Annotated in this window: 21 protein-coding genes; 8 read left to right on the plus strand and 13 right to left on the minus strand. The window is 33.9% G+C overall.

Features of this window, described 5'->3' with window-relative positions:
- Positions 1-42 precede the first annotated feature (42 nt).
- From E0F89_RS07925 to E0F89_RS17545, 3 genes are all read left to right on the plus strand, one after another.
- Entirely contained in the window at positions 43-507 is a 465-nt protein-coding gene (locus E0F89_RS07925) for a hypothetical protein (RefSeq protein WP_131909259.1), read from the plus strand.
- A 33-nt stretch (positions 508-540) separates the two neighbouring features.
- Entirely contained in the window at positions 541-1,443 is a 903-nt protein-coding gene (locus tag E0F89_RS07930; protein WP_131909260.1) for an N-acetylmuramoyl-L-alanine amidase, read from the plus strand.
- An 80-nt stretch (positions 1,444-1,523) separates the two neighbouring features.
- On the plus strand, positions 1,524-1,616 hold the full coding sequence (locus tag E0F89_RS17545) for a hypothetical protein (protein WP_394345967.1): 93 nt from the start codon (positions 1,524-1,526) through the stop codon (positions 1,614-1,616).
- On the opposite strand, the gene E0F89_RS07935 is transcribed toward E0F89_RS17545, so the two are convergent.
- The gene (locus E0F89_RS07935) at positions 1,576-2,625 is read right to left on the minus strand and encodes a porin (RefSeq protein WP_131909261.1); all 1,050 of its coding nucleotides are present in this window, start codon (positions 2,623-2,625) and stop codon (positions 1,576-1,578) included. The two genes, E0F89_RS17545 and E0F89_RS07935, sit on opposite strands and share 41 nt — an antisense overlap.
- A gap of 614 nt (positions 2,626-3,239) precedes the next feature.
- Here E0F89_RS07935 and E0F89_RS07940 point away from each other — a divergent pair.
- The gene (locus E0F89_RS07940; RefSeq protein ID WP_131909262.1) at positions 3,240-3,545 is read left to right on the plus strand and encodes a hypothetical protein; all 306 of its coding nucleotides are present in this window, start codon (positions 3,240-3,242) and stop codon (positions 3,543-3,545) included.
- Between the two features lie 80 nt (positions 3,546-3,625).
- Positions 3,626-4,105, plus strand: coding sequence for a hypothetical protein (locus E0F89_RS07945; RefSeq protein ID WP_131909263.1), 480 nt, complete (start codon positions 3,626-3,628; stop codon positions 4,103-4,105).
- 188 nt (positions 4,106-4,293) lie between these two features.
- Here E0F89_RS07945 and E0F89_RS07950 read toward each other — a convergent pair whose 3' ends face one another.
- From E0F89_RS07950 to E0F89_RS07975, 6 genes are all read right to left on the minus strand, one after another.
- On the minus strand, positions 4,294-5,646 hold the full coding sequence (locus E0F89_RS07950; protein WP_131909264.1) for an NAD-dependent succinate-semialdehyde dehydrogenase: 1,353 nt from the start codon (positions 5,644-5,646) through the stop codon (positions 4,294-4,296).
- A gap of 145 nt (positions 5,647-5,791) precedes the next feature.
- On the minus strand, positions 5,792-7,903 hold the full coding sequence (locus E0F89_RS07955; RefSeq protein WP_131909265.1) for a response regulator: 2,112 nt from the start codon (positions 7,901-7,903) through the stop codon (positions 5,792-5,794).
- Positions 7,904-8,312: 409 nt separating this feature from the next.
- Positions 8,313-9,854 carry an acyl-CoA carboxylase subunit beta gene (locus tag E0F89_RS07960; protein ID WP_131909266.1) on the minus strand — a complete coding sequence of 514 codons (1,542 nt, stop codon included), beginning with the start codon at positions 9,852-9,854 and terminating at the stop codon, positions 8,313-8,315.
- Between the two features lie 118 nt (positions 9,855-9,972).
- Positions 9,973-11,412, minus strand: a complete 1,440-nt coding sequence (gene accC / locus E0F89_RS07965; RefSeq protein WP_131909267.1) for an acetyl-CoA carboxylase biotin carboxylase subunit — start codon at positions 11,410-11,412, stop codon at positions 9,973-9,975.
- A gap of 90 nt (positions 11,413-11,502) precedes the next feature.
- Entirely contained in the window at positions 11,503-11,988 is a 486-nt protein-coding gene (locus E0F89_RS07970) for an acetyl-CoA carboxylase biotin carboxyl carrier protein subunit (RefSeq protein ID WP_131909268.1), read from the minus strand.
- 101 nt (positions 11,989-12,089) lie between these two features.
- Positions 12,090-14,291 carry a B12-binding domain-containing radical SAM protein gene (locus E0F89_RS07975; protein ID WP_131909269.1) on the minus strand — a complete coding sequence of 734 codons (2,202 nt, stop codon included), beginning with the start codon at positions 14,289-14,291 and terminating at the stop codon, positions 12,090-12,092.
- A gap of 167 nt (positions 14,292-14,458) precedes the next feature.
- On the opposite strand from E0F89_RS07975, the gene E0F89_RS07980 reads away from it, so the two are divergent.
- From E0F89_RS07980 to E0F89_RS07990, 3 genes are all read left to right on the plus strand, one after another.
- Positions 14,459-17,854 (plus strand): T9SS type B sorting domain-containing protein, encoded by a 3,396-nt coding sequence (locus E0F89_RS07980; RefSeq protein ID WP_131909270.1) that lies wholly within the window; start codon positions 14,459-14,461, stop codon positions 17,852-17,854.
- 85 nt (positions 17,855-17,939) lie between these two features.
- Positions 17,940-19,529, plus strand: a complete 1,590-nt coding sequence (gene bshC / locus E0F89_RS07985) for a bacillithiol biosynthesis cysteine-adding enzyme BshC (RefSeq protein WP_131909271.1) — start codon at positions 17,940-17,942, stop codon at positions 19,527-19,529.
- An 86-nt stretch (positions 19,530-19,615) separates the two neighbouring features.
- Positions 19,616-20,035: a nucleoside-diphosphate kinase gene (locus E0F89_RS07990; RefSeq protein WP_113634352.1), complete on the plus strand. Its 420-nt coding sequence runs from the start codon at positions 19,616-19,618 to the stop codon at positions 20,033-20,035.
- Positions 20,036-20,172: 137 nt separating this feature from the next.
- Here the strand turns inward: E0F89_RS07990 and E0F89_RS07995 are convergent, their stop codons facing one another.
- The 6 genes from E0F89_RS07995 to rpmB form a co-directional block, all read right to left on the minus strand.
- Positions 20,173-20,469: a DUF721 domain-containing protein gene (locus tag E0F89_RS07995; RefSeq protein ID WP_073355171.1), complete on the minus strand. Its 297-nt coding sequence runs from the start codon at positions 20,467-20,469 to the stop codon at positions 20,173-20,175.
- A complete protein-coding gene (locus E0F89_RS08000) occupies positions 20,450-20,890 on the minus strand; it encodes a hypothetical protein (RefSeq protein ID WP_131909272.1) in 441 nt (146 codons plus the stop codon). The genes E0F89_RS07995 and E0F89_RS08000 overlap by 20 nt, the downstream gene beginning before the upstream one ends.
- A 475-nt stretch (positions 20,891-21,365) precedes the next feature.
- Positions 21,366-22,319, minus strand: a complete 954-nt coding sequence (gene ftsY / locus E0F89_RS08005; RefSeq protein ID WP_131909273.1) for a signal recognition particle-docking protein FtsY — start codon at positions 22,317-22,319, stop codon at positions 21,366-21,368.
- 128 nt (positions 22,320-22,447) lie between these two features.
- A complete protein-coding gene (locus E0F89_RS08010) occupies positions 22,448-22,600 on the minus strand; it encodes a DUF4295 domain-containing protein (protein WP_072675716.1) in 153 nt (50 codons plus the stop codon).
- 9 nt (positions 22,601-22,609) lie between these two features.
- On the minus strand, positions 22,610-22,792 hold the full coding sequence (gene rpmG / locus E0F89_RS08015) for a 50S ribosomal protein L33 (RefSeq protein WP_017495179.1): 183 nt from the start codon (positions 22,790-22,792) through the stop codon (positions 22,610-22,612).
- A 27-nt stretch (positions 22,793-22,819) separates the two neighbouring features.
- On the minus strand, positions 22,820-23,056 hold the full coding sequence (gene rpmB, locus E0F89_RS08020) for a 50S ribosomal protein L28 (protein ID WP_024980263.1): 237 nt from the start codon (positions 23,054-23,056) through the stop codon (positions 22,820-22,822).
- Positions 23,057-23,086: the final 30 nt, after the last annotated feature.

Raw genomic sequence — 23,086 nt, forward strand, 5'->3', positions numbered from 1 at the left:
TTTTTTGGGAACGATTTTTAAAATCATTTTAAAACGCTATTTATGAAACTAATTCAATCTTTTCTAATTTTCGCATTTGTACTATTATCAACAAATACCATTTCCGCACAATACGGAAATGGCGGATATGGAAATGGTTACGGGAGCAATCGTCGAATGAATAGCGGAATGGATCAATCAAGAGCACAGGATAAACCAAAAGAAATTCCAGTTGAAGTTACCGTTAGAAAAATAATCGAGCGCGTAAAACCGGAACTCAATCTTGATGCACTTCAGGAAATTGCCATCTCGAATATTCTGGTAGAGAGTATAAAAACACAAGGCATTCTCGTAAAAGCAGAAGTTAGCCAAGAAGACAAAATAAAAAACATTCAAGCGCTATCAGAAGTTACAGACAGAAAAATAATGGAATTGCTTAATAAGGACCAGAAGGAAAAATATACTGCAATGAATGAAGAAGCAAAAAATCCTAAAAAATCCAATTCTAAGAAGAAAGCAAAACAATAATTTTTTTGTTAAACACAAAAATTAATTCCCAAAATGAAAAAAATTTTTTACTACTTAATTTTTGCTGTTGTCATTTCTTCATGCTCCACGAATCCTTACAAAAAGAGCGAGAAAATCTATGATAAACAACTTAAATCCTTAAGCAAAACGATTTCCAATAAGGATCCCCACTCGCTACCACTAATTCCTCATGTAAAGCTGAATATTGATACTTTATACAGCCAGCAACTTCATACTTACAAAGATACTATTTCTCAAACGGGTTCTACATCGTTAGAAAATGGCATTAATACAGAATGGATAGGAACTGTAAATTTCAATCTGAGAAAGCCAAATTTCATAATTATTCATCACACTGCACAGGATTCTTTACAACAGACTATAAATACATTTACCAAAACCGCTACACAAGTAAGTTCGCACTATGTAATTTCAGAAGATGGAAAAGTAGTTCAAATGCTGAATGATTATCTCAGAGCTTGGCATGCCGGAAATGGTTCTTGGGGAAAAAATACCGATATTAATTCGACATCAATAGGTATTGAATTGGACAACAATGGAACAGAGCTTTTCTCTGAACTGCAAATCAACAGTTTATTGGCTCTTCTGACAAAATTAAAGAAAGATTACAATATTCCTGCACAAAACATTATAGGTCATGCTGATATTGCACCTTCTCGAAAACAAGACCCTAGCGCTTTATTTCCATGGAAAGTATTAGCAGATAAAGGTTTCGGGATTTGGTCTGATGAAGTTTTAGAAACCGCTCCGATTGATTTCAATGTTAAACTGGGATTGCAAATTATCGGATACGACACTAAAAATTTATCTGCGGCAATTACAGCTTTTAAACTGCACTTTATTCAATATGAGGTAAACGATATTCTGGATGAAAAGACCATTAATACTATATATTCTATTTATAAGAAACAATAATTAGTAATACTTCTTAATTATAGATCTTAATCTAAACCGTCCTAATACAATTATTTATAAGTAGTCCCTTTCAAAAAAAACTGCCAAAATACTTTAGAATATCTTGGCAGCAAAAAAAAAAAAAAACAGGAATTAGAACGAATATGTTGTTGCCAGTAAGGCATAAGCAGTAACTCCTTTTGGTGCTGCATCACTATTTGAAAAGATATTTTCAGATGCTGTATCTACACGAAACTCAGGAATAATAGTCAAATTTCCTACCTTGTAATTTAACGATAATGTATTACCCACAACACTCGTTCCCGCAAGCAAACCCAAACCTGCTGTAGCTTCTTTAGCATCTAAATACTCCAATCGGTAAGCCAGACTTAACGATTCTTTCAACGCTAAATTAGCGTATCCCACTAGGGCAAACCATTCTCCGTCCAACGAACTGTCAAAATCATTGCTGGTCAGTGCGTAGGTTCCGTTAAATCCCAATGAAAAATTATCACTCAATTTTTTTGTTCCAACAAAGTCAAACTGAGTCTTATTTTCTTCTGAAGATGGGTTGCTGCTTCCTGAAGTTATATTAAAGTAAGCGCTTCCAGTATCGCCTAAAAACGCAACTTGTCCAAGGAATGTTTTCTGGGAAGAACCTGCCTCAATGGTTGTTTTAAAATCAGTCGGGTTTGAGACACCGGCCATAAAACTCATCTTTCCCGAGGTATACTGAGCTTTTACACCCGTATTAAAGAATGGTCCGTACGTAAATGCATATGACATACTGTAGTTTTTATTATCAACCGCATCCAATAATTCATACCCAATATGGGTTCCGAAACTTCCTGCAGTAACTTTGAATTTATCTGAGAACTCATAAGTAAAATTCAATTGCTTAATCATAAATGTAGTCGAATCGTCATTATAGGTAAATTGAGCGGCTCTACTACCGAAACCCAAGTCAACAAAAACAGAAGCTTTCCCCATTTTATGAGAAGCTTCAATAGAAGCCATTCCCAATTCAAATGAATTATGGGAATTAGTAAAACTGGTCAAACTATTATCTATTCCTGAAAAATCATATTTGTAATAAGCGTCAGCAGATCCAGCAAAAGTTGAGGCGGGCGCGGGCGTTGTTTCCTGTGCAAATGTTAATGTTGTTGTTAGCAATAATGCTATGGCTGCTAATTGGTTTTTCATCTTTAGTTGGTTTTAGTTAGTAATCTCATTGGTATTTTATTTGGTTTTGGTTAATACTAGTTTGAAATTCAGAAACTCTATATTTTACTAAAAATAGGTTTCTTCACACCTTTTTACATCTAAAATTTCCTTTCATCTGAGGCGAATTTATTAACTTTTATTTCACTAAAATTACTATTTACAACTTTTTTACATTGATTTGAGAAGAATTATCAATAACAAAAAATGAACAAAAAAAAATGGATATTCCATATTTATAAAGAACTATTTTAAAAATTCAATAATCATTATTTTAAACACATACCCTAATTTTTTACATCTAATCATTCAATTATACCAAAAAATACATGTATTTAACATATTTTTAAACTTAATAAAAAAAAATACCCTACCAAAAATAGGGGTGCGCTTTTATATTAAACAAAATTGAAAATTGATTTTTAATTCAAAAACAATAGATTAAGATTTCATAAATTGATTCAATTTAACTAAAATTTAAATTCATTAAGCCAATAATGAAACTGTGATTCCATCAGGTTTGTTCCCAGTTATTTCTCTTTTTTTTTATGAAAATTTTAATAGCATAAAAAATCCTTTTTCATTAAATTTATAACATGATTAAATTATTAATTAAGCTTTCCGTTTTGCTGTTATTTGTCGTTTTTTCCTCCCTTTGGATAAGCGACAAATTATACATGGTTTCAAATGAAAAGAATCAGGATTTATACGAACAAAGCGAAAAAAATGCAGGAGAGAACACCTTAGAGAGTAAATCTAAAACACTCTTACTTGCTTCAATTGAAAGTATAAACTGTTTTGACTACGATTCTTTTGAAAGCAGAAAGATTAATTCTTTTGATTCGTTTCTAATTAAAGAGTTTGTTTTACAGAATTTAACTCCTCCACCAGAACAAGCTTAAAGTCATTTTTTTACTAAAAACATTATTAATCTATCTACCACTCTAAAAATGGAGTCATTTAAACTCATAATTATATACACATGAAAAATTTATTTATAGCGTTCACATTTTTATTTACTTCTTCTTTACTTGCTCAAACACATCAAATAGTCAAACATAATGGCGAAACGATGGATGTAAACTTTATTAAAAAGGAAAATAATATAGTGTACTACACTTTACCGCAAAGTGCTGAAGAAAAAAAAATCAGTCAATATGCTGTTTCACAGCTGAATGAAAAATCAAAAATTGCTTCTGCAATCCTATCTGAAAGGATTCAACTGAATGGAAAATCTGATTATAAAAAGGTTGTTGTGCTAGAAAAACATCAAACTGAAGGATTGAAAGAATCTGGGATAATCACAAGTTTTTATGGTGGAATAAAAGGAGAATCTCCTGTATCTTTTTCAGATAACGGTGAAAAACGATTGAAACAGAATGCTGCAATAAAAGGATCTCCATTTATTGTAATTCTTTCCAATAAACCAAACGATTTAAAAGCGGCAGTCTATACGTATTAGTAGAACTAAAGCAATTGATACCTACCAGCACCTTGCATTAATAGGTCGAAATTCAATGAAAAATCGAGAACAGATTTGTTACAATTACAAATCCTGTTCTTGATTCTATATTTATAAGACATGCTAAATACTTGCATTCTAGACCAAATCTGAATTGAAATAGTATTGTACCAGTCCCCGATAATCGTTTATTCGATAACTAACGATTTCATATTCATAAATTCTTTGATTCCTATTGCGCCTAATTCTCTTCCATAGCCTGATTTTTTTATTCCTCCAAAAGGAACTCTGGAATCTGAACGCACCAAAGAATTTACAAAAACGTTTCCGGCTTCAATTCTCCTTGCGAGTTTATATGCATTTTCACGGTCTTCGCTCCAGATAGCCGCAGCCAAACCATACCTGTGATTGTTTGCTATAGCGACTGCATCATTTGCATCTTTCGCTCTAATGATAGTAGCTAATGGTCCAAAAGTTTCCTCCTGAAACGCAACATTATTTGAATCCACAAAATCAATTAACGTGGGTTGGAAATTACAATTCTCCCGCTCTCCTCCTACTAGTAATTTTGCTCCTTGTTGCAATGATTTTGCTAATTGACCTTCTAATTTTTCTGCTAAGTCCAATCGGGCCAATGGACCCATTTGGATTCCATTTTGTAATGGATTTCCTTGTTGCAGAAATTGTACTTTTTGCTTAAAAAGCGCAGCGAATTCATCCGCAACCTTTTCAATAACAATAAAACGTTTGGCACAAATACAAGCCTGACCTGCGTTCAACATCCTGGATTGTGTAGCAACGGTTGCGGCTTTTTCAAGATCAGCATCATTCAAAACTATAAAAGCATCTGAACCTCCTAATTCCATAACAGATTTCTTGATATGCTTTCCAGCCAATGCAGCCACAGATGAACCTGCCATTTCACTACCTGTCAAAGTGATCCCACAAACACTATTTGAAGCGACAACACTTTCAACTTGATCAATTTTAATCGTAATTTGTTGGAAAACACCTTCGGGAAAACCGGCTTCCAAAAAAGCACTTTCTATTGCTTTGGCGCAACCTATAACATTTGGCGCATGCTTTAAAAGTGTCACATTACCTGCCATAATTGCCGGAGCGGCATAACGCAATACTTGCCAAAAAGGATAATTCCAAGGCATAATAGCAAAAACAGCTCCCATTGGATCATAAACCGACATGGATTTGAAAGGCGTATCGTAAATTTCCTCTTTTAGCATTTGCTCCGCATGTTCTGCATAAAAGTCACAATTTCCCGCTGATTTTTCTACTTCGGCAATGCTTTCAGATAAAATCTTACCCATTTCATTTGTAATTAGCATCCCCAGTTTCTCCTTATTTACACGGAGAATATTAGCCAGTTTATGCATCTTGTCAGCTCTTTCTTGGAAAGAAGTAGTTTTCCAAATCTTGAAAGCACTTTCGGATATCTGTAGCTTTTGATTGAGTTGCGCATTTGTCAATATTTCATGCTCCGCAATCACTTCTTGTGAAAATGGATTTATCGATTTAAATATCATGCTTTTTGTATTTTAAATTCTTTGTCAATTAAGTTTTAGAGGATGGGGAATCAATTAGAAAAAAAAAAATTGATAGTTTTAGATGAAACGACAAATAAAAAAAAAGTACCCAAATAGAAATCCGGAATATTTTTTATTATTAAATTTAGGAATTAATTTCCATAAAAACAGTATCTAATAATTCGAATATTTTCTCTTTGTCCAATGGTTTTGTAATGTAGTCCATAAATCCCGATTGCATAATTCGTTCTCTGTCTTCAAAGGAAGAATACGCGGTTTGGGCAATAACGGGAAGTTCCGGTTTTAATACTTTTATCTGTTCAAAGGCTTCAAAACCGTTTAATACCGGCATTTTTATATCCATAAAAACCAAACTGACATGTGGATTTTCAGCACAAATATTTACTGCTTCCTGACCGTTAAAAGCTCGTAAAACGGTATGCTTTTTTGATTCTATAATTTTCTTTAACAGCAGGAAATTAATATTGTCATCTTCCGCAATCAAAATAATCTCATTCTCATAATTTCCAGAAAAGGAGATCTTTTTCCCCGGCAAATTTTCTACAACAGTTTCATCATATTGTAACGGTATCGTAAATGTAAAAACAGATCCAATTCCCATGGTCGATTTTACACTTATTTCCCCACCCAACATTTCGACATATGCTTTAGTAATAGACAAACCAAGTCCCAATCCTGTCATTTCACTAGTTGCATTGTCTTCAATTCTTCTGAATCTGTCAAAGATAACTTTCGTATAATCATCACTAATTCCTAAACCAGAATCTTGAATCGTAAACTCTAAAACATTTCTTTCTTTGTTTATGGAATATCCAAAAGACACGAAACCTTTTTCTGTAAATTTTACAGCGTTTGTTATTAAATTTACAATAATCTGCTTCAGTTTTGTTTCATCAGTAAGTATATTTTTCTGAAGCTTCACGCTACTTTCCACTACACAAAACTCAATATCTTTTTCTTTAGGAATTGTAATTTTGATAGATTTATACAATTCAGCAATACATTTTTCTATATCCAATCCTTTATAATTCGGTGCTATTTGCTTGGCATCAATTCTGGACATTTCAATTAAATCCTCAATAATTGAAACTAAATTATTTCCGCTGTTTTTTATAATTTTCAAATATTCGAATCTCTCTTTTTCCGACAGCTTAGCGTCCGTCAATAAATCACTAAATCCCATAATGGCATTCATGGGCGTTCTGATCTCGTGTGATAGATTAGCTAAGAAAGAAGATTTTAGTGTATCACTTTCCTCAGCTTTTTGCTTAGCAATTTCTAATTGCTTCCTTTGATTGCTGTTTTCTTCGAATAGATTTCCAATATAGCCAAATTCTCCTTTGGATTTTTTCAAACTGTTTATGGAAGTATTACTTCCGGTTTCAAGAATATTTTTAATCAATTTTAATGGGTCATAAACCCATTTTTTAGTGTAATAAATAAAAATTAAAATATTGACAAAAGAAGCTAAAACGACTATTAAAAGAATTTCTTTCGTTTTACTATAATTTAAATTAAAAGGTCTTTTAAAAACTAATTTGCTGACCACTTTGTTTTTCCAATCTTTTAGATCCAATCCAACGGTGACAAAATCGTCCTCAGGATTCAAGATATAATCTGCAGAAACCAAATTAATTTTGGAACTACTTAAATTACCCAAGGCATTAAAAAAGGGTTTATCTAAAAGTCTGGCCATGAAAAAATAGCCAGAAGGTTTTGTTTTAATCTTTTTTGGATCACTTGAAGGATGAATTGTTGCTCCAAAAACCTCAACTATACCCTCAGGAATTTTTACATAAAACCTTTTCAGTTTACTTTGATGAAGGGAAGTCATCATTGCTTTTGGAATAAAATCAAAACCTTTAACCTTAGCAGAAGTTGTCTTATTAATTATTTTTTTGTTTAAATCGTATATTCCAATATAATCCGCGTCATACGATTCAAATTCACTTAATATGTAATTATTGTACCATTTTTCGTCCTTGGTTTTAGTAAAATTGACTAGTTCATCCCAAAATGTGACGTCAATAACCGTTGCTGTAGGCGTTTTAGAATTAAGTCTGAATAATGATTTAACCTCATTATTATATTGATTGTAGGTCGCTTTATAAAAACGATGCTCTTCCTGAACGGTGTAAAGGTAAAGTGAAGCGTATAAAATAAAAAAGAACACAGTTGCTGATGCAATCAACAACAATAATTTAAAGTACGTATTTAGGCTACACAATCTCTTCATATGTTATAAGCAAATAAAAAAACAACTTAATAATCTTACCAATATTTTTGTAAGATATATCACTTTTTTTGCTGGCCAAAGTTAGACTTTTTTTGTCATAAAAAAAACAACAATTTAAGCTACTGCGGTTTACCATTAACATCATTTATTTATTAGATAATCTATTCCATCGCTTAATTCAATTTGAATCTTAACTAATAATTTTCTCATAGATTCTATTGGAATTTATAACTTATTCTTTTTAAAAAAAATGTTTTCGCTGAACCTAGAACCAAACGACTATCCTTCCAAAATCTAAACTGGTAATTTATATGTTTAAAACAGCAGTCGGATTCTTGAAATTTTTTCATAAAAAACCCCAAATAGTATTTAACTTTTCGGGGTCGTTCAAAATTTTTATATCCAATAATTACAAAGGAATATTTCCGTGTTTTCTATTTGGCGTTATGCTTTCTTTATTTTCGAGCATGCTAAACGCCTTTATCAATTTGCGTCGAGTGTCTTCTGGTAAGATTACCTCATCTACAAAACCACGTTGCGCTGCAGTATACGGATTCGCAAACAAATCAGCGTATTCCGCTTCTTTTTCCAAGAGTTTGGCTTCATGATCTTCGGCTTCATTGATTTCTTTCTTGAAGATAATTTCTGATGCTCCTTTAGCTCCCATCACAGCAATTTCAGCAGTTGGCCAAGCAAAATTTATGTCGGCACCAATGTGTTTTGAGTTCATTACATCGTACGCACCACCATATGCTTTACGGGTAATTACGGTTACTCGCGGCACGGTTGCTTCGCTAAGGGCGTACAACAGTTTCGCACCGTGAACGATAATTCCGTTCCACTCTTGATCAGTTCCCGGTAAAAAACCAGGCACATCCACCAAAACTAATAATGGAATATTAAAACAATCGCAAAAACGGGTAAATCGTGCCGCTTTTTTGGAACTGTTCACATCCAGACAACCAGCTAAAATCATCGGTTGGTTGGCTATAATTCCAATACTTTTTCCTCCCAATCGAGCAAAACCAACTAAGATATTTTCGGCATAATTTTTATGAATTTCATAAAAGGAATCCTCGTCAATAATTCCACCAATCACCTCATGCATATCATATGGCTTGTTTGGATTATCCGGTATGATAGTCGCTAATTTGGTACGAACCTCATCATTCATTTCGTACGGTAAATTTTGTGCTTTTTCTTTGTTGCTCTGCGGCAAATAGCTCAATAAGCGTTTCAAATCCTCCAGACATTCCACATCATTAGTAGAAGTACAATGCGCCACACCCGATTTAGTAGAATGCGTACTCGCACCACCCAATTCCTCCGACGTTACGGTTTCATTGGTTACAGTTTTCACTACATTCGGGCCAGTCACGAACATGTAACTAGTATCTTCCACCATCATTGTAAAATCAGTCATTGCCGGAGAATACACCGCTCCACCGGCGCAGGGTCCCATAATAGCGGAGATTTGCGGAATCACACCTGAAGCTTGTACGTTTCTGTAAAAAATATCAGCATAACCGCCTAAAGACCGAACACCTTCCTGAATACGCGCTCCACCAGAATCATTAAGACCAATCATGGGCGCTCCCATTTTGACTGCCATATCCATCACTTTACAGATTTTCTCGGCATGAGTTTCGGATAACGAACCGCCAAATACCGTAAAATCCTGCGCAAAAATATACACCAATCGCCCATTTATGGTTCCGTATCCCGTAATGACACCGTCACCGTAATACAACTCTTTTTCCATTCCAAAATCAGATGTTCGGTGCGTCACCAACATCCCAATTTCTTCAAAAGAACCTTCGTCCATCAAGTAATTGACACGTTCTCTGGCAGTAAGTTTTTTATTCGAATGTTGTTTTGCTATTCTATTTTTACCACCACCCAAATGAGCTTCTGCAATTTTATGATTAAGTATATTTATTTTATCTTTCATATTTATTTTTTTAACCGCCAATTCGCTAATTTTTATTTGAAAACCATTTAAAAATTAAGTTTCATTTAAAAAGCTGAACTTAAATTTTCTTAATTCCTTAATGGTCAGAACAACAATTTTAATTTAGTAAGCGTATGATTTTTTGATCTTCAAAATATTGTTTCAAAGCGACCTTCGCAGCGATTTCGGCTTCTTGCGCTATTTGGTTTTTTAACATTTCGGCACTGTAGTAATTCTTGACAAAATGCGTGTCAAATTTACCGGAACGAAACGCTTCATGTTCAAAAACAAATTTCCCAAAAGGCAATGTTGTCTGCACACCCTCCACATGATAATCTTCAATGGCCTTAATCATAATTTGAATCGCTTCTTCACGAGTTTCTCCATAAGTGATTAATTTGGCTAACATCGGATCATAATAAATAGGAATATCCATGCCTTGTTCAAAACCATTATCCACACGAATTCCTTCGCCAACAGGCAATTTATAAACATCCAAATGACCTACGCTTGGTAAAAAATCATTAATCGGATCTTCGGCATACACACGCAATTCCATCGCATGTCCTTTTATTTTCAAGTCTTCTTGTTTGATTGCCAATTCTTCTCCCCTTGCGACTCTAATTTGCAGTTCGACCAAATCGGTTCCGGTAATCCATTCCGTAACGGGATGTTCCACCTGCAAACGTGTATTCATTTCCAAGAAGTAGAAATTATTATTTTCGTCCAATAAAAATTCAACAGTTCCAGCTCCTAAATAATCACAGGATTTAGCCACCAAAACAGCAGCTTCTCCCATTTTTTTTCGCAATTCCGGTGTTAAAACCGAAGAAGGTGCTTCTTCAATCACTTTTTGGTGACGACGCTGGATGCTACATTCTCTTTCGAATAAATATAGGACATTTCCGTGGCTGTCTGCCATAACCTGAATTTCGATATGTCTTGGCGAGCCCACATATTTTTCGATAAAAACCGAACCATCTCCAAAAGCAGCGATTGCTTCACTGATGGCGCGATCCATTTGAGATTCGAAATCAGCTTCGCTTTCTACCACACGCATTCCTTTTCCACCACCACCGGCAGAAGCTTTAATCAGTATTGGAAAACCAACTTCCTTGGCAATAACTTTTGCTTTTTCGACATCCGTAATGGCTTGGTCAAAACCGGGAACCATTGGGATATCGTATTGTTTAACGGCTTCTTTGGCCGCTAATTTACTTCCCATGATTTTTATCGCTTTCGACTTTGGACCAATAAAAATGATGTTATTTTTTTCCGCTTCTTCAGCAAAATCAGCATTTTCACTCAAAAATCCATAACCCGGGTGAATGGCATCTACGTTTAAAGATTTCGCAACCTCTATAATTTTACTTCCTAACAAATACGATTGACTGGAAGGTGCTTCTCCAATCCAAACGGCTTCATCAGCAAATTTTACGTGCGGTGCATTTCTGTCGGCTGTTGAATAAACCGCAACGGTTTTTATGCCCATTTTCTGTGCGGTTTTCATCACTCTGATAGCGATTTCCCCTCTATTGGCAACTAATATTTTTTTCATATTTATTAAGACTAAAAGAATAAAGACCGCTTCGCTGCAAGAGCAAAGAAATATAAATTCTTGGTTCTTTTTATCTTGTATCTTTTATCTCTACTCGAATTCAATTAACAACTGTCCTTTATCCACGGCGTCTCCCATAGCAACCGAAATGGTTTTGATGATACCATCGCGAGGCGAAAGAAAACTGTTTTCCATCTTCATGGCGCCAAGAATAATTAAATTGTCGTTTTCTTTTACCTCTTGTCCCACCACCACACTGATTTCCAGAATCAATCCGGGCATAGGTGCTTTGATAAAATTGACTTGTTTGGTAAGTCCTGTTTCAAATCCCATTTCTTTAATCAAAATATCTAAAGAATTTGAAATGGCAACGTTATAGGTGTTGTTGTTTACCTTTACGGTATAGCTTTTTTTGAGAAAATCAGAAGTGATGATTTCCGCTTGAAAAGGAGTGTTTTCGTGTAAAACATGGAATTTATCCGTTTCCACACGCACTGCATCCAGTTGTGAAACACTTTCCTTTTCCAAATCAAAATGAAAAGTGTCGTTTACATTAACTTTATAACCAATACTCATTTGTTTCTATTTTAGTTTCGTAAAAATAAGTAAAAGAAAACGTTTTCGTAATCGAAAAATAAAAGTTTTATGCTAATTTACTATAGTTTCAAGAAATAATTTTACAAGACTAATAATCCAAAATCTCTAAGAGTTTTAATTGGTTTTGAGAACCAAAACAATTCAAAGTCTTCCAAGTTTGATTCAAAGTCCGCTTTTACTTCTTGAAAAGTGTATATTTTAACGTTAGAAACGGAGATTTTCAACAGCATTTCTACTAGCCATTCTCCTTCCTGCTTGTTAGTTTGAATATTGAAACTTTCTTTTTTATCATGGAAAGTCAAAGTCATCATTTCCCAGGAATTTCCTTTCTTGGATTTGGTAAAATGTTCTACAAATGGTTTTCCGCCTAACCAAACAATTTTTGCTGTAGGCTTGATGTTGAAATCCTCGTCTTCAAGTAAAGCGTCAAAAATAAAATCAGGTGAAATTTTAGTCTTTGGAATTTTAAATTCAAACCAGTCCTGCAACTCGTAATCAAAACAGATTCCGTGCATGAAATTGAACAAGGATTTCTTGAGCCCAAAACTGAATTTATCATGATTGATTCCTGTTGAATCAGTATAATTAATATCATTATTTGCAAAAGTTCCAATCGCTTCGGTTTCCTTTACCACACCAAATTTCTCCGGATACAAGCCCACTGGACTGTGCGCGGTCATTGCAAATTGATGCCAAAATCCCGATTGTAATACACCAACTTCAAATAATTGACGCACCATTTCAAGGCTATCCACCGTTTCCTGAATGGTTTGGGTAGGATATCCGTACATCAAATACGCATGAACCATAACGCCTGCTTCAGTAAAATTCCGGGTGACTTTCGCAACTTGTTCTACTGTTACACCTTTGTCGATAAGTTTCAATAATCGATCAGAAGCGACTTCGAGACCACCAGATACCGCAATGCAACCGGAAGCTTTTAGAAGTAGACACAAATCTTTGGTAAAACTTTTTTCAAATCGAATGTTCGTCCACCAAGTAACCGCTAATTTCCTGCGGAGTATTTCTAGTGCTAGAGCGCGCATCAAAGCAGGAGGTGCAGCTTCATCCACAAAATGAAATCCGTTCTCGCCTGTTTGGGCAATCATTTCTTCTATTCGGTCGCATAATAAATTGGCTGCAACGGGTTCGTAAATTTTGATATAATCTAAAGAAATATCACAAAACGTACATTTTCCCCAATAGCAACCGTGCGCCATAGTGAGTTTATTCCAGCGGCCATCACTCCACATGCGGTGCATTGGATTTACAATTTCGATTACCGAAATGTATTTATCCAAAAGTAAATCAGAGTAATCTGGAGTACCCACTTGTGATTGTTTATAATCAGGCTTTAGGGAATTATTTTTGTAAACTACTTTTCCGTCTTCCAACAGAAAAGTTCTTTTATATAGCTTCTCGACTGCGTTCGAAGTGACAGCATTTATTAATTCTTCAATTGGTGCTTCTCCATCATCCAACGTAATAAAATCGAAAAACTCAAAAACTCGAGTATCCGAAAGCGAACGCAGTTCCGTATTTGGGAAACCGCCGCCCATTGAAATTTTAGTATTCGGATAATGCTTTTTCACCCATTGCGCGGAACGAAAAGCTGAATATAGATTTCCTGGAAACGGAACAGAAATCAAAAAAAATGTAGGTTGAACGGTTTCTATTTTTTCTTTCAAAATCGAAAGAAGAATGTTATCAATGTACGTTGGCTCTTGTTGTAAGGCTTCGTACAATTCGTCAAAAGAATTGGCAGACCTACCTAAGCGTTCGGCATAGCGACTGAAACCAAAATTCGCATCGACACATTCAACGATAAAATCTGAAATATCTTCGAGATACAAAGTCGCCAAATGTTTCGCTTTATCCTGTGTTCCCATGGTTCCAAAAGCCCAATCTAATTCTTCTAATTGTGCAAACCGAGATGCTTCAGGCAAAAAATCTTCCTGACATATTTGAAGCGCTAATGTTGGATTTTTCCCTTGAAGGAAAGCAATAACAGGATTTATCGTTTTAAGGTATTCATCTTGCAAAGCGTAAATACGTTTCGAATTATCTGAGACTTCTCCAACGTTAAACTTTAAACTTGCGACTTTAAACAAATTTTCAAGTCCTTCTTTCGAAAACAATTTCAAAATCACTTCGATGCCCAAATCCGCCTGAACAGACTCAATGTTTTTAGTATTCAGAAACCCTTTGATATATGCGGTTGCCGGATAAGGTGTATTCAGTTGGGTAAAAGGCGGCGTAATTACGAATAATTTGGTTTTCAAAAGAAATAAGTTTGGTGCAAAAATAAGGCTTATTTATGTTCTTTCCACAAAAGTAAAAGGCTACGTTTTTATTTATTCTTTGGATTCAAATATAAAATAATGCCATTTTTAGTTTTTATGTAATCTGTAGATATTTAATTACATTTGTTTTGCTATAAATCTTACTTATGAAGCGAATTTTTCTTTTTCCTTTTTTATTTTTTTACTTTTTACTTTTTACTTTTTCATTTGCAATGCAAGGTCAATGTTTTGATTGTACAAAAAACTTTGGTGGTTGGAATGATGATGCTACTGCTGATTTAAAGAAAGCAAGCGATGGTATATACTTAGCAAAGAATGGAGGGAATTTCGGAGATTGGATGTCTATTTACAAATTTGATTTTAATTGCAATTTAGTTTGGAAAAAAGAAATTGACGAAAGAAATCTCTATTTAAGTAAGTTAGCAATTGACAGCCAAGACAATATATATGTTTTATTTACTTGGTATAATGCTCATAATACTGTAGGCACCTATCCACAATTGTTTAGTGGATTGCCTATGTATCCTGGATTAAATCTGGTGAAATTTGATAAAAATGGAAATTTTGTTTGGAACCGATCAATAGGTAGTGGTGCAGATTACGGAATGAGAGATATCTATATCCACAATGATATTCTATACATAACTGGCACATTCATGGCTAGCATAACAATCAACAATCAAATAACACTGACAAACACCTTTAATACCGGATATTATTTATACCATCCATTATTATTCATTTCTAAATTTGATCTTGATGGAAATCTAAAAGAAGCTAAAAAATTTGGAACTAGCGATGCTGAGTATACTAGCTCTGCAATGGATAAAAATGGAGATTTATATTTCGCAAAATATTCACCTTCAAATAGTTCATATACTCATTCAGACATTGATAAAATCGATACTAATTTAAATATTGTCTGGAGTAAAGAAATTTCCAACAATAAAACTAAAAATGCATCTTTTCACAGACCAACTCTTTTGCATTATAACCCTAACAATGACAAATTATATCTGTGGGCATCTTTTTACAAACTAGCAGATATACTTGGAACTATTTATACAGATCCTATCGAAGGATATCATTTTACCCAAAGTATTTTATCAGAATTCAATATTACCACAGGAAACTTAGAGAGAATTAAACAAATTAACAACTCATCACGTTTGGACATTCCCGGAATGGATGGAAACTCTTCAGGAAACACGGGTTATTTAACTGAAAAAGGAAATGAATTATTTATTTTTTCTAGTTTTACCGGCACAATGACATTTCCCAATGCAACGATCAAAAGTAGAACGTACACTAGTGGTTCGTCTGAATATAATAGTGAGGATTTGGTACTTTTTAAAGTCAATTTAAACAATTTTGAATCTGAATTTATACTAAAATCAAATGGAACAAATTATTATTCGCAAGGCATGTCTACTGATGCTGCTAGCCCAATTTTATTTAATGGAAATGACCTATTCCTAACGGCAAATTTTCAAAGTTCCCCATTAACTATCAACGGTTCTTTTATCAACAATAACAGTGGTAACAATGCCAGCGATGTTATGTTTTATAAATATAAACTTGATGCATCAAATGCCACTGGTGAAATAATCACTGAAAATACCTGTTTGAACGGCTTGACTAGCTTTAAGGTAAACGGAACATTTGATTCAATTAGTTGGGATTTTAACGACCCTAATTCATCATCAAATAGTGCAGCAATTAATAATCCAACACACCAGTTTTCAGATGAAGGGACTTATCACGTTAAAGTGATAGTAAATTGCGGCTCTGATTCACAAACGCTAGAAAAAGACATCACTATTACTAATACCCCTGCTATTAATACTCTGAACTCCATTTATTCCTGCGAGACGATTCCAGGATCTGGAATATCGAACTCCTTTGATACTTCGAATATAAACTCGACTATAGTAGGGAGTCAAACTAATTTAGTAGTTGAATATATAGATTCAAATGGAAATTTATTACCCAGTCCTTTACCAAATCCATATACCAATACAATCAAAAAAGAAGAAACCATAAGAGTCAAAAGTTATTTTCAAAATAATCCATTTTGCTTTGTTGAAACCGATTTAAAACTTTACACATTTGATAAGTCTACAAATCCCATTATAATTTCCCCTCAAACTTTTTGCATTCAACAAAATGCAACAATTAGTAGCATTGCAATTACAGGTCAAAATATAAAATGGTATGATACTTTAACAAATGGAACTCTTTTATCAAACACAACTCCACTTGAAAACGGAATCACTTATTACGCCTCACAAACCATTAGTGGCTGCGAAAGCGAAAGAATTCCTGTCCTAATAAATACCCAAAATACTCCTGAACCAACAGGAAATACAAGTCAGACTTTTTGTTCCAGTCAAAACCCAACTTTGGAAACTATCAAGATTTCAGGTAATGAAATAAAATGGTACAATTCAGCCGCAGTTCTTTTGTCGAATTTAACCTCTTTGCAAGACGGCGTGACTTATTATGCTTCGCAAACAGAAAATAATTGCGAAAGCCTTAATAAATTAGCTGTTACTATTTCACTAATAAACACTTTACCTGCAAATAATTATGAAGAATTATTTTGTGATGATTTGAATGACGGATCCGAGAAAGTGAATCTATCAGTTTACGATTCTAAGTTAATTTCAAATACTTCAGGATATACGTTTTCTTATTATTCGACTTTTTTAGGTGCAGAAAATCAATTGACAGTTAATCAAATCAATAATTTTTCAAATTACAACTTATCTTTTGGTGAGAACAAAATTTATGTTCGCATCAATTCTAATACGCCTTGTTATGCCATTGTTGAATTAAAATTAACGCTTGTATCAAAACCAATTATTACAATTCCTGATGTTGTTCCCATTTGCGAAAACAATTCCATTACTGTTGATGCCGGATTAGGTTTCGACACTTATTTGTGGTCAACAGGTGCAACAACATCTACGATACTTATTGCAAATCCAGGAAATTATTCTGTTACCGTTACTACTAATTACAGTACAATTTTATGTTCGAGTACTAAGAATTTTGAAGTACGAAAATCAAACATTGCCATTATAAATTCTGTAGAGACGAAAGATTGGACCGACAATCAGAATATAATTACTGTTTTTGCATCGGGCGCAGGTGATTTCGAATATTCAATTGATGGTACTCATTTTCAGGACAGCAATCAATTTTCGGCATTGTTTAGTGGCGAATATACCGTACATGTCCGAGACAAAAATGGTTGCGGAACTGCCACAGATGAAGTCTTTTTATTAATGTACCCCAAATATTTTACCCCAAACGGAGATGGTTTTAATGATACTTGGAATATTAAATTTTCAGATTTGGAAACCAACTTGATTATAAAAATATTTGACCGTTATGGAAAATTAATCAAAGAATTAATCCAAAATAACGATTGGAACGGAACCATGAATGGATATGAACTTCCTTCCGATGATTATTGGTTTGTAGTAAACAGAGCTGATGGAAAAGAATATAAAGGTCATTTTAGTTTAAAGAGATAATTACTATTTTCCTAAACATATCTTAAACCAAAAAAAAATAACTTTACTTTTTCTTACTTTAGCGACAAATTTAGAAACTCAAAACATGCCAACCGACTGTATCAGCTATCAAAATTCCGGATATTTCTCTTCTTTAATGAACGATTATTTAGATCAAAAGAACAATCTAGATTCTCTATACAATAGATTCCCAAAGCTTGAGAACTTTGAAGATCAAATCCTTGAAAAGCAGAACAACTACAATAATAACAACAGACCAACTCTAGTTTCCACTTTACAAAAACAATATTCAAAAGTTGAAACTTCAGTTTTGACCAAACAAAATATTGACGCTTTAAATAACCCGAATACATTTACTGTTACAACAGGACATCAGTTAAATTTGTTCAGCGGACCTTTATATTTTTTGTACAAAATCATTTCGACCATTAATTTAACAACTGAATTAAAAGCGAAATATCCAACGTATAATTTCGTGCCCGTTTACTGGATGGCAACCGAGGATCATGATTTTGAAGAAATCAATTATTTCAATTTTAAAGGCAAAAAATTCCGCTGGAACAAAGAAAGTACTGGCCCTGTGGGTCGTTTGTCAACTGAAGGTCTGGATGAATTTCTTGAAATATTTACATTAGAAATCGGCTCCAGTTTAAATGCTGACACGATAAAAAAATTATTTGAAGATTCATATCTCAAACACGATAATCTAGCCGATGCCACAAGATTTTTAGCAAATTCGCTTTTTGGTGCGTATGGTTTAGTTATTTTGGATGCTGATAATGCTGATTTAAAACGCAACTTTATCCCTTTTGCAAAAGAAGAATTACTGCATCAATCTTCCCATAAATTAGTGTTGGAAACTGCCGAAAAGTTAAAAGAGTATACGGTTCAGGTAAATCCTCGTGAAATCAATTTGTTCTATATTGAAGATGACATCAGAGAACGTATAATATTTGAAAACGACAGATACAAAGTAAACCACACTAAAATTGAGTTTTCTGAAAATGAAATTCTATCCCTTTTAGAAAATCATCCGGAGAAATTCAGTCCCAACGTGATTATGCGTCCTTTGTATCAGGAAGTGATTTTACCAAATCTATGTTACATCGGCGGAGGTGGAGAAATTGCCTATTGGTTGGAACTAAAATCCTTTTTTGCTGCTGCAAAAGTAACTTTTCCAATGCTTTTATTGAGAAACTCTGTACTATTGGCAACCGAAAAGCAAGCTAAAAAAGCAGATAAATTAGACTTGAATTGGGGTGGTTTATTTTCGAAACAGGCCGATTTAGTAACAACTAAAACCAAAGAATTGTCAGATTTCCCAGTCGATTTAACGCATCTTAAAATCCAATTGCAAAAACAATTTCAGGAGCTTTATGATGTAGCGAACAAAACCGACGAGTCTTTCCTTGGAGCTGTAAAAGCGCAGGAAACCAAACAAATAAAAGGATTAGAAAATCTGGAAAAACGCTTACTGAAAGCACAAAAAAGAAAATTAAGTGAAATTTTGCAACGCATCACTGAGTTGCAAAACGAGTTATTCCCAAACCAAAGTTTACAGGAACGACAAACTAATTTTTCGGAATTTTATTTAGAATTTGGTGAAAATCTAATCTCAACATTAGTCAAACAGCTCAAACCATTGGACAATAAATTTGATATTATTGTACTTTAATCAGATAACCGTTATTTGAATGCCGAATTTGTAAAAATATTCAATAAAAAAATACTATTTTTGCACAAAATTTAAAAAATAAAAAAATGGCTACTAATAGAACTTTTACAATGATTAAGCCTGATGCTGTTGCTAACGGACACATCGGAAACATCCTTGCAATGATTACAAACGCAGGTTTCAAAATCGTTTCTTTGAAATTAACACAATTAACTGTTGCTGATGCACAAGCTTTTTACGAAGTACACGCTGCAAGACCTTTCTACGGTGAATTAGTTGAATTCATGTCAAGAGGACCAATTGTTGCTGCTATTTTAGAGAAAGACAATGCTGTTGAAGATTTCAGAACTTTAATTGGTGCTACAAATCCAGCTGAAGCTGCTGAAGGAACTATCCGTAAAGCATACGCAACTTCTATTGGTGAAAATGCAGTTCACGGTTCTGATAGCGATGAAAATGCAGCTATCGAAGGTGCTTTCCATTTTGCTGGAAGAGAGCAATTCTAGTATTCAGTGTTCAGTTTTTAGTGTTCAGTCACATATTAATCTGAAAACAAATAGAAAATCCCGTTTCAAAATCGAAACGGGATTTTTTTATTTCAAAAATCTTAAATCAAAAATCGTTATTCAACAATCTTATATCTCTACCTCAAAACCACATCCTTCACCACATCACGTCTTAATTCTTCATTAATCATCGCGACGATTTTAGACTTTCCGTGACTTAATTCTTCACGCAAAACGGACGAAGTCAACTCAACATACAAAGTACTTCCTTTCAAAACCACGTTATTAGTGTAACTGTTCACACCATTCCCCATTAGGTTTTTCCAGGCATCTTTCACGTCAATTTGATCCATTCCCGGTTGCAGTTTATTCACTTGGATAATTTGTTTCAAAACATCCCCTATCGTACTCTGATTATTTAGTCGTTTTGCCATCGCCCAGTAAATTTATTGATGTTGCTTTCTTGTAATGATATTCTATATTTTCTTTGTTCAACAGCACTAATTCTTGCTCTGAAACAGCAATTAATTCCTCACTCCACTTCATGTACGGTGTTGAATAATCTAAAAATACTTTGTCATCCGCAAATCGAACCATTACGTTTTCATACGCATCGTTCACTAAAAAAGTTCCGTCTAATTGTGGCATTACTTTCTTCCGAATGCCCTTATTATTCTTTATCTCAAAATAATCATACACTTCATTCATCCTATATTCTTTGTCCTTTATGGAATCAAAAACAACCTTCTCCACTTCCCAATATCCGTTTATTTTTGAAATTTCTTCTGGCTTTATCTTTTGCTGACAAGCCACAAAAAGAAATGCTATAAAAAGAATGCTAAATGTATTTTTCATATGATAATAATTTTTAGGAGCTGTTTCCTGCTTTTCGCTTCAATCTTTTTATCCGCTGAAAAAGCGGCTAAAAAGGATTTACGCTGCAATCAGGGCTAGGTATACCTTCTGACCCAGCCAATATGTTAATGACAATAGGCATAAATGACCAACAAATCTATGGTATTCACAGCTGTAAAATAATAAATGTCCTACTGAGAAATGTTGCAAATCTTTATAATCCAGATTTTGATCTATGAGATTATGATGAAGTCTTGTGTCAAAAAATTAGTAATTCGCATCAGTACTCTATTTTGTTTTCATCCGTTTCAAGAAACCTAAAACAAAGAATACCAAACCAACTACCAACAAAAAATAATAGACACTCAGACTCTTATCGCGAATAAGATTTGCAATTATAAAAGAAACAATACTTACAAAATAAAAATAAATTGGGTTGCTGTTTTTGATAGAAGAGAAATTCATTAGCTACCTATTATTTAAAAAAACTATCTACAAACTCATATTTATTAAAAACCTGCAAATCTTCAATTCCTTCACCCACACCAATATATTTTACAGGAATTTGAAATTGATCGGAAATACCAATCACAACCCCGCCTTTGGCAGTACCGTCCAATTTAGTAACTGCTAAACAAGTCACTTCGGTAGCTGCTGTAAATTGTTTCGCTTGTTCAAAAGCATTCTGACCGGTTGATCCATCCAAAACCAATAACACATCATGTGGCGCGTCACCAACGACTTTTTGCATCACTCGTTTTACCTTGGTCAACTCGTTCATTAAGTTAATTTTATTATGCAAACGACCTGCGGTATCAATAATAACAATGTCGGCATTTTGAGCCACTGCTGATTGCAAGGTATCAAAAGCTACCGAAGCGGGATCACTTCCCATATCCTGACGAACAATAGGAACGCCTACTCGATCTGCCCAAATTTGTAATTGATCAATTGCTGCTGCACGAAAAGTATCCGCCGCACCAAGCACAACCTTGTAGCCCTGTTTTTTAAATTGATACGCTAATTTACCAATGGTAGTCGTTTTCCCAACACCGTTTACCCCAACAACCATTAAAACATAAGGCTTGGCTTGAATTGGAATTACAAATTCACTGGCTTCCCCAGAATTGGTCTCTGATAACAAAGCTGCAATTTCTTCTCTAAGGATTTGGTTGAGTTCTTCTATTCCCAAATATTTATCTGAAGCCACACGGCTTTCTATTCGGGTAATAATCTTTAAGGTTGTATTCACACCAACATCTGAGGCCACTAAGATTTCCTCTAAATTATCTAAAACTTCATCATCAACCTTAGACTTTCCGGCAACCGCTTTGGTTAGCTTTGAAAAGAAATTTGTTTTTGATTTTTCAAGACCTTTGTCTAATGTTTCTTTTTTCTCTGATGAAAATATTCTTTTGAAAAAACTCATTGTATAAATAGTATTAAGAATGAAGTATTTAAGTCCAACGAACCAATACGTTTTCTACTGGTAAATATAGAAAATAAAAAAGCTACTTCCGAATGAAAGTAGCTTTTCTATATAATGCTTATTGAATATTATTTCTTTTTCAAGAATTCATCAACTGATTCTGGAGTCATAATAGATTCTACGAATGTATATGCACCTGTTTTAGGAGATTTCACCATTTTGATGGCTTTTGATAATCTCTTAGAAGCTGTCTGTAACGTTGCTACTGTTTTCTTTGCCATGACTAATAATTATTTAATTTCTTTATGAACAGTTACACGTTTCAAGATTGGATTAAATTTTTTAATCTCTAATCTGTCCGGAGTATTTTTTTTGTTCTTTGTTGTTATGTATCTTGAAGTCCCTGCAACACCTGATGTTTTGTGTTCAGTACATTCTAAAATTACCTGGATTCTATTACCTTTCTTTGCCATCTTGCTATTTTTTTATTTTGGAAGGGATTATTTAATAAATCCTTCTGACTGAGCTTTTTTCAAAACTGCAGCGATTCCATTTTTATTAATTGTTTTTATCGTAGATGCAGCTACTCTTAGAGTAATCCATCTATCTTCTTCTGGAAGATAAAAACGCTTTTTAACTAAGTTTACAGAAAATTTTCTCTTAGTTTTGTTCATAGCGTGAGAAACGTTATTTCCTACCATCGCTCTTTTACCTGTAAGGTCACAAACTCTTGACATTATACTTATCTTTTATCGTTATTCAAAATC

This window comes from Flavobacterium caseinilyticum (assembly GCF_004349085.1).
Lineage (GTDB): Bacteria > Bacteroidota > Bacteroidia > Flavobacteriales > Flavobacteriaceae > Flavobacterium > Flavobacterium caseinilyticum.

Coding starts and splice junctions, on each gene's coding strand:
- E0F89_RS07925 (WP_131909259.1), top strand. CDS start 43: ATGAAACTAATTCAATCTTTTCTAATTTTCGCATTTGTACTATTATCA.
- E0F89_RS07930 (WP_131909260.1), top strand. CDS start 541: ATGAAAAAAATTTTTTACTACTTAATTTTTGCTGTTGTCATTTCTTCA.
- E0F89_RS07935 (WP_131909261.1), bottom strand. CDS start 2,625: ATGAAAAACCAATTAGCAGCCATAGCATTATTGCTAACAACAACATTA.
- E0F89_RS07940 (WP_131909262.1), top strand. CDS start 3,240: ATGATTAAATTATTAATTAAGCTTTCCGTTTTGCTGTTATTTGTCGTT.
- E0F89_RS07945 (WP_131909263.1), top strand. CDS start 3,626: ATGAAAAATTTATTTATAGCGTTCACATTTTTATTTACTTCTTCTTTA.
- E0F89_RS07950 (WP_131909264.1), bottom strand. CDS start 5,646: ATGATATTTAAATCGATAAATCCATTTTCACAAGAAGTGATTGCGGAG.
- E0F89_RS07955 (WP_131909265.1), bottom strand. CDS start 7,903: ATGAAGAGATTGTGTAGCCTAAATACGTACTTTAAATTATTGTTGTTG.
- E0F89_RS07960 (WP_131909266.1), bottom strand. CDS start 9,854: ATGAAAGATAAAATAAATATACTTAATCATAAAATTGCAGAAGCTCAT.
- accC (WP_131909267.1), bottom strand. CDS start 11,412: ATGAAAAAAATATTAGTTGCCAATAGAGGGGAAATCGCTATCAGAGTG.
- E0F89_RS07970 (WP_131909268.1), bottom strand. CDS start 11,988: ATGAGTATTGGTTATAAAGTTAATGTAAACGACACTTTTCATTTTGAT.
- E0F89_RS07980 (WP_131909270.1), top strand. CDS start 14,459: ATGAAGCGAATTTTTCTTTTTCCTTTTTTATTTTTTTACTTTTTACTT.
- bshC (WP_131909271.1), top strand. CDS start 17,940: ATGCCAACCGACTGTATCAGCTATCAAAATTCCGGATATTTCTCTTCT.
- E0F89_RS07990 (WP_113634352.1), top strand. CDS start 19,616: ATGGCTACTAATAGAACTTTTACAATGATTAAGCCTGATGCTGTTGCT.
- E0F89_RS07995 (WP_073355171.1), bottom strand. CDS start 20,469: ATGGCAAAACGACTAAATAATCAGAGTACGATAGGGGATGTTTTGAAA.
- E0F89_RS08000 (WP_131909272.1), bottom strand. CDS start 20,890: ATGAAAAATACATTTAGCATTCTTTTTATAGCATTTCTTTTTGTGGCT.
- ftsY (WP_131909273.1), bottom strand. CDS start 22,319: ATGAGTTTTTTCAAAAGAATATTTTCATCAGAGAAAAAAGAAACATTA.
- E0F89_RS08010 (WP_072675716.1), bottom strand. CDS start 22,600: ATGGCAAAGAAAACAGTAGCAACGTTACAGACAGCTTCTAAGAGATTA.
- rpmG (WP_017495179.1), bottom strand. CDS start 22,792: ATGGCAAAGAAAGGTAATAGAATCCAGGTAATTTTAGAATGTACTGAA.
- rpmB (WP_024980263.1), bottom strand. CDS start 23,056: ATGTCAAGAGTTTGTGACCTTACAGGTAAAAGAGCGATGGTAGGAAAT.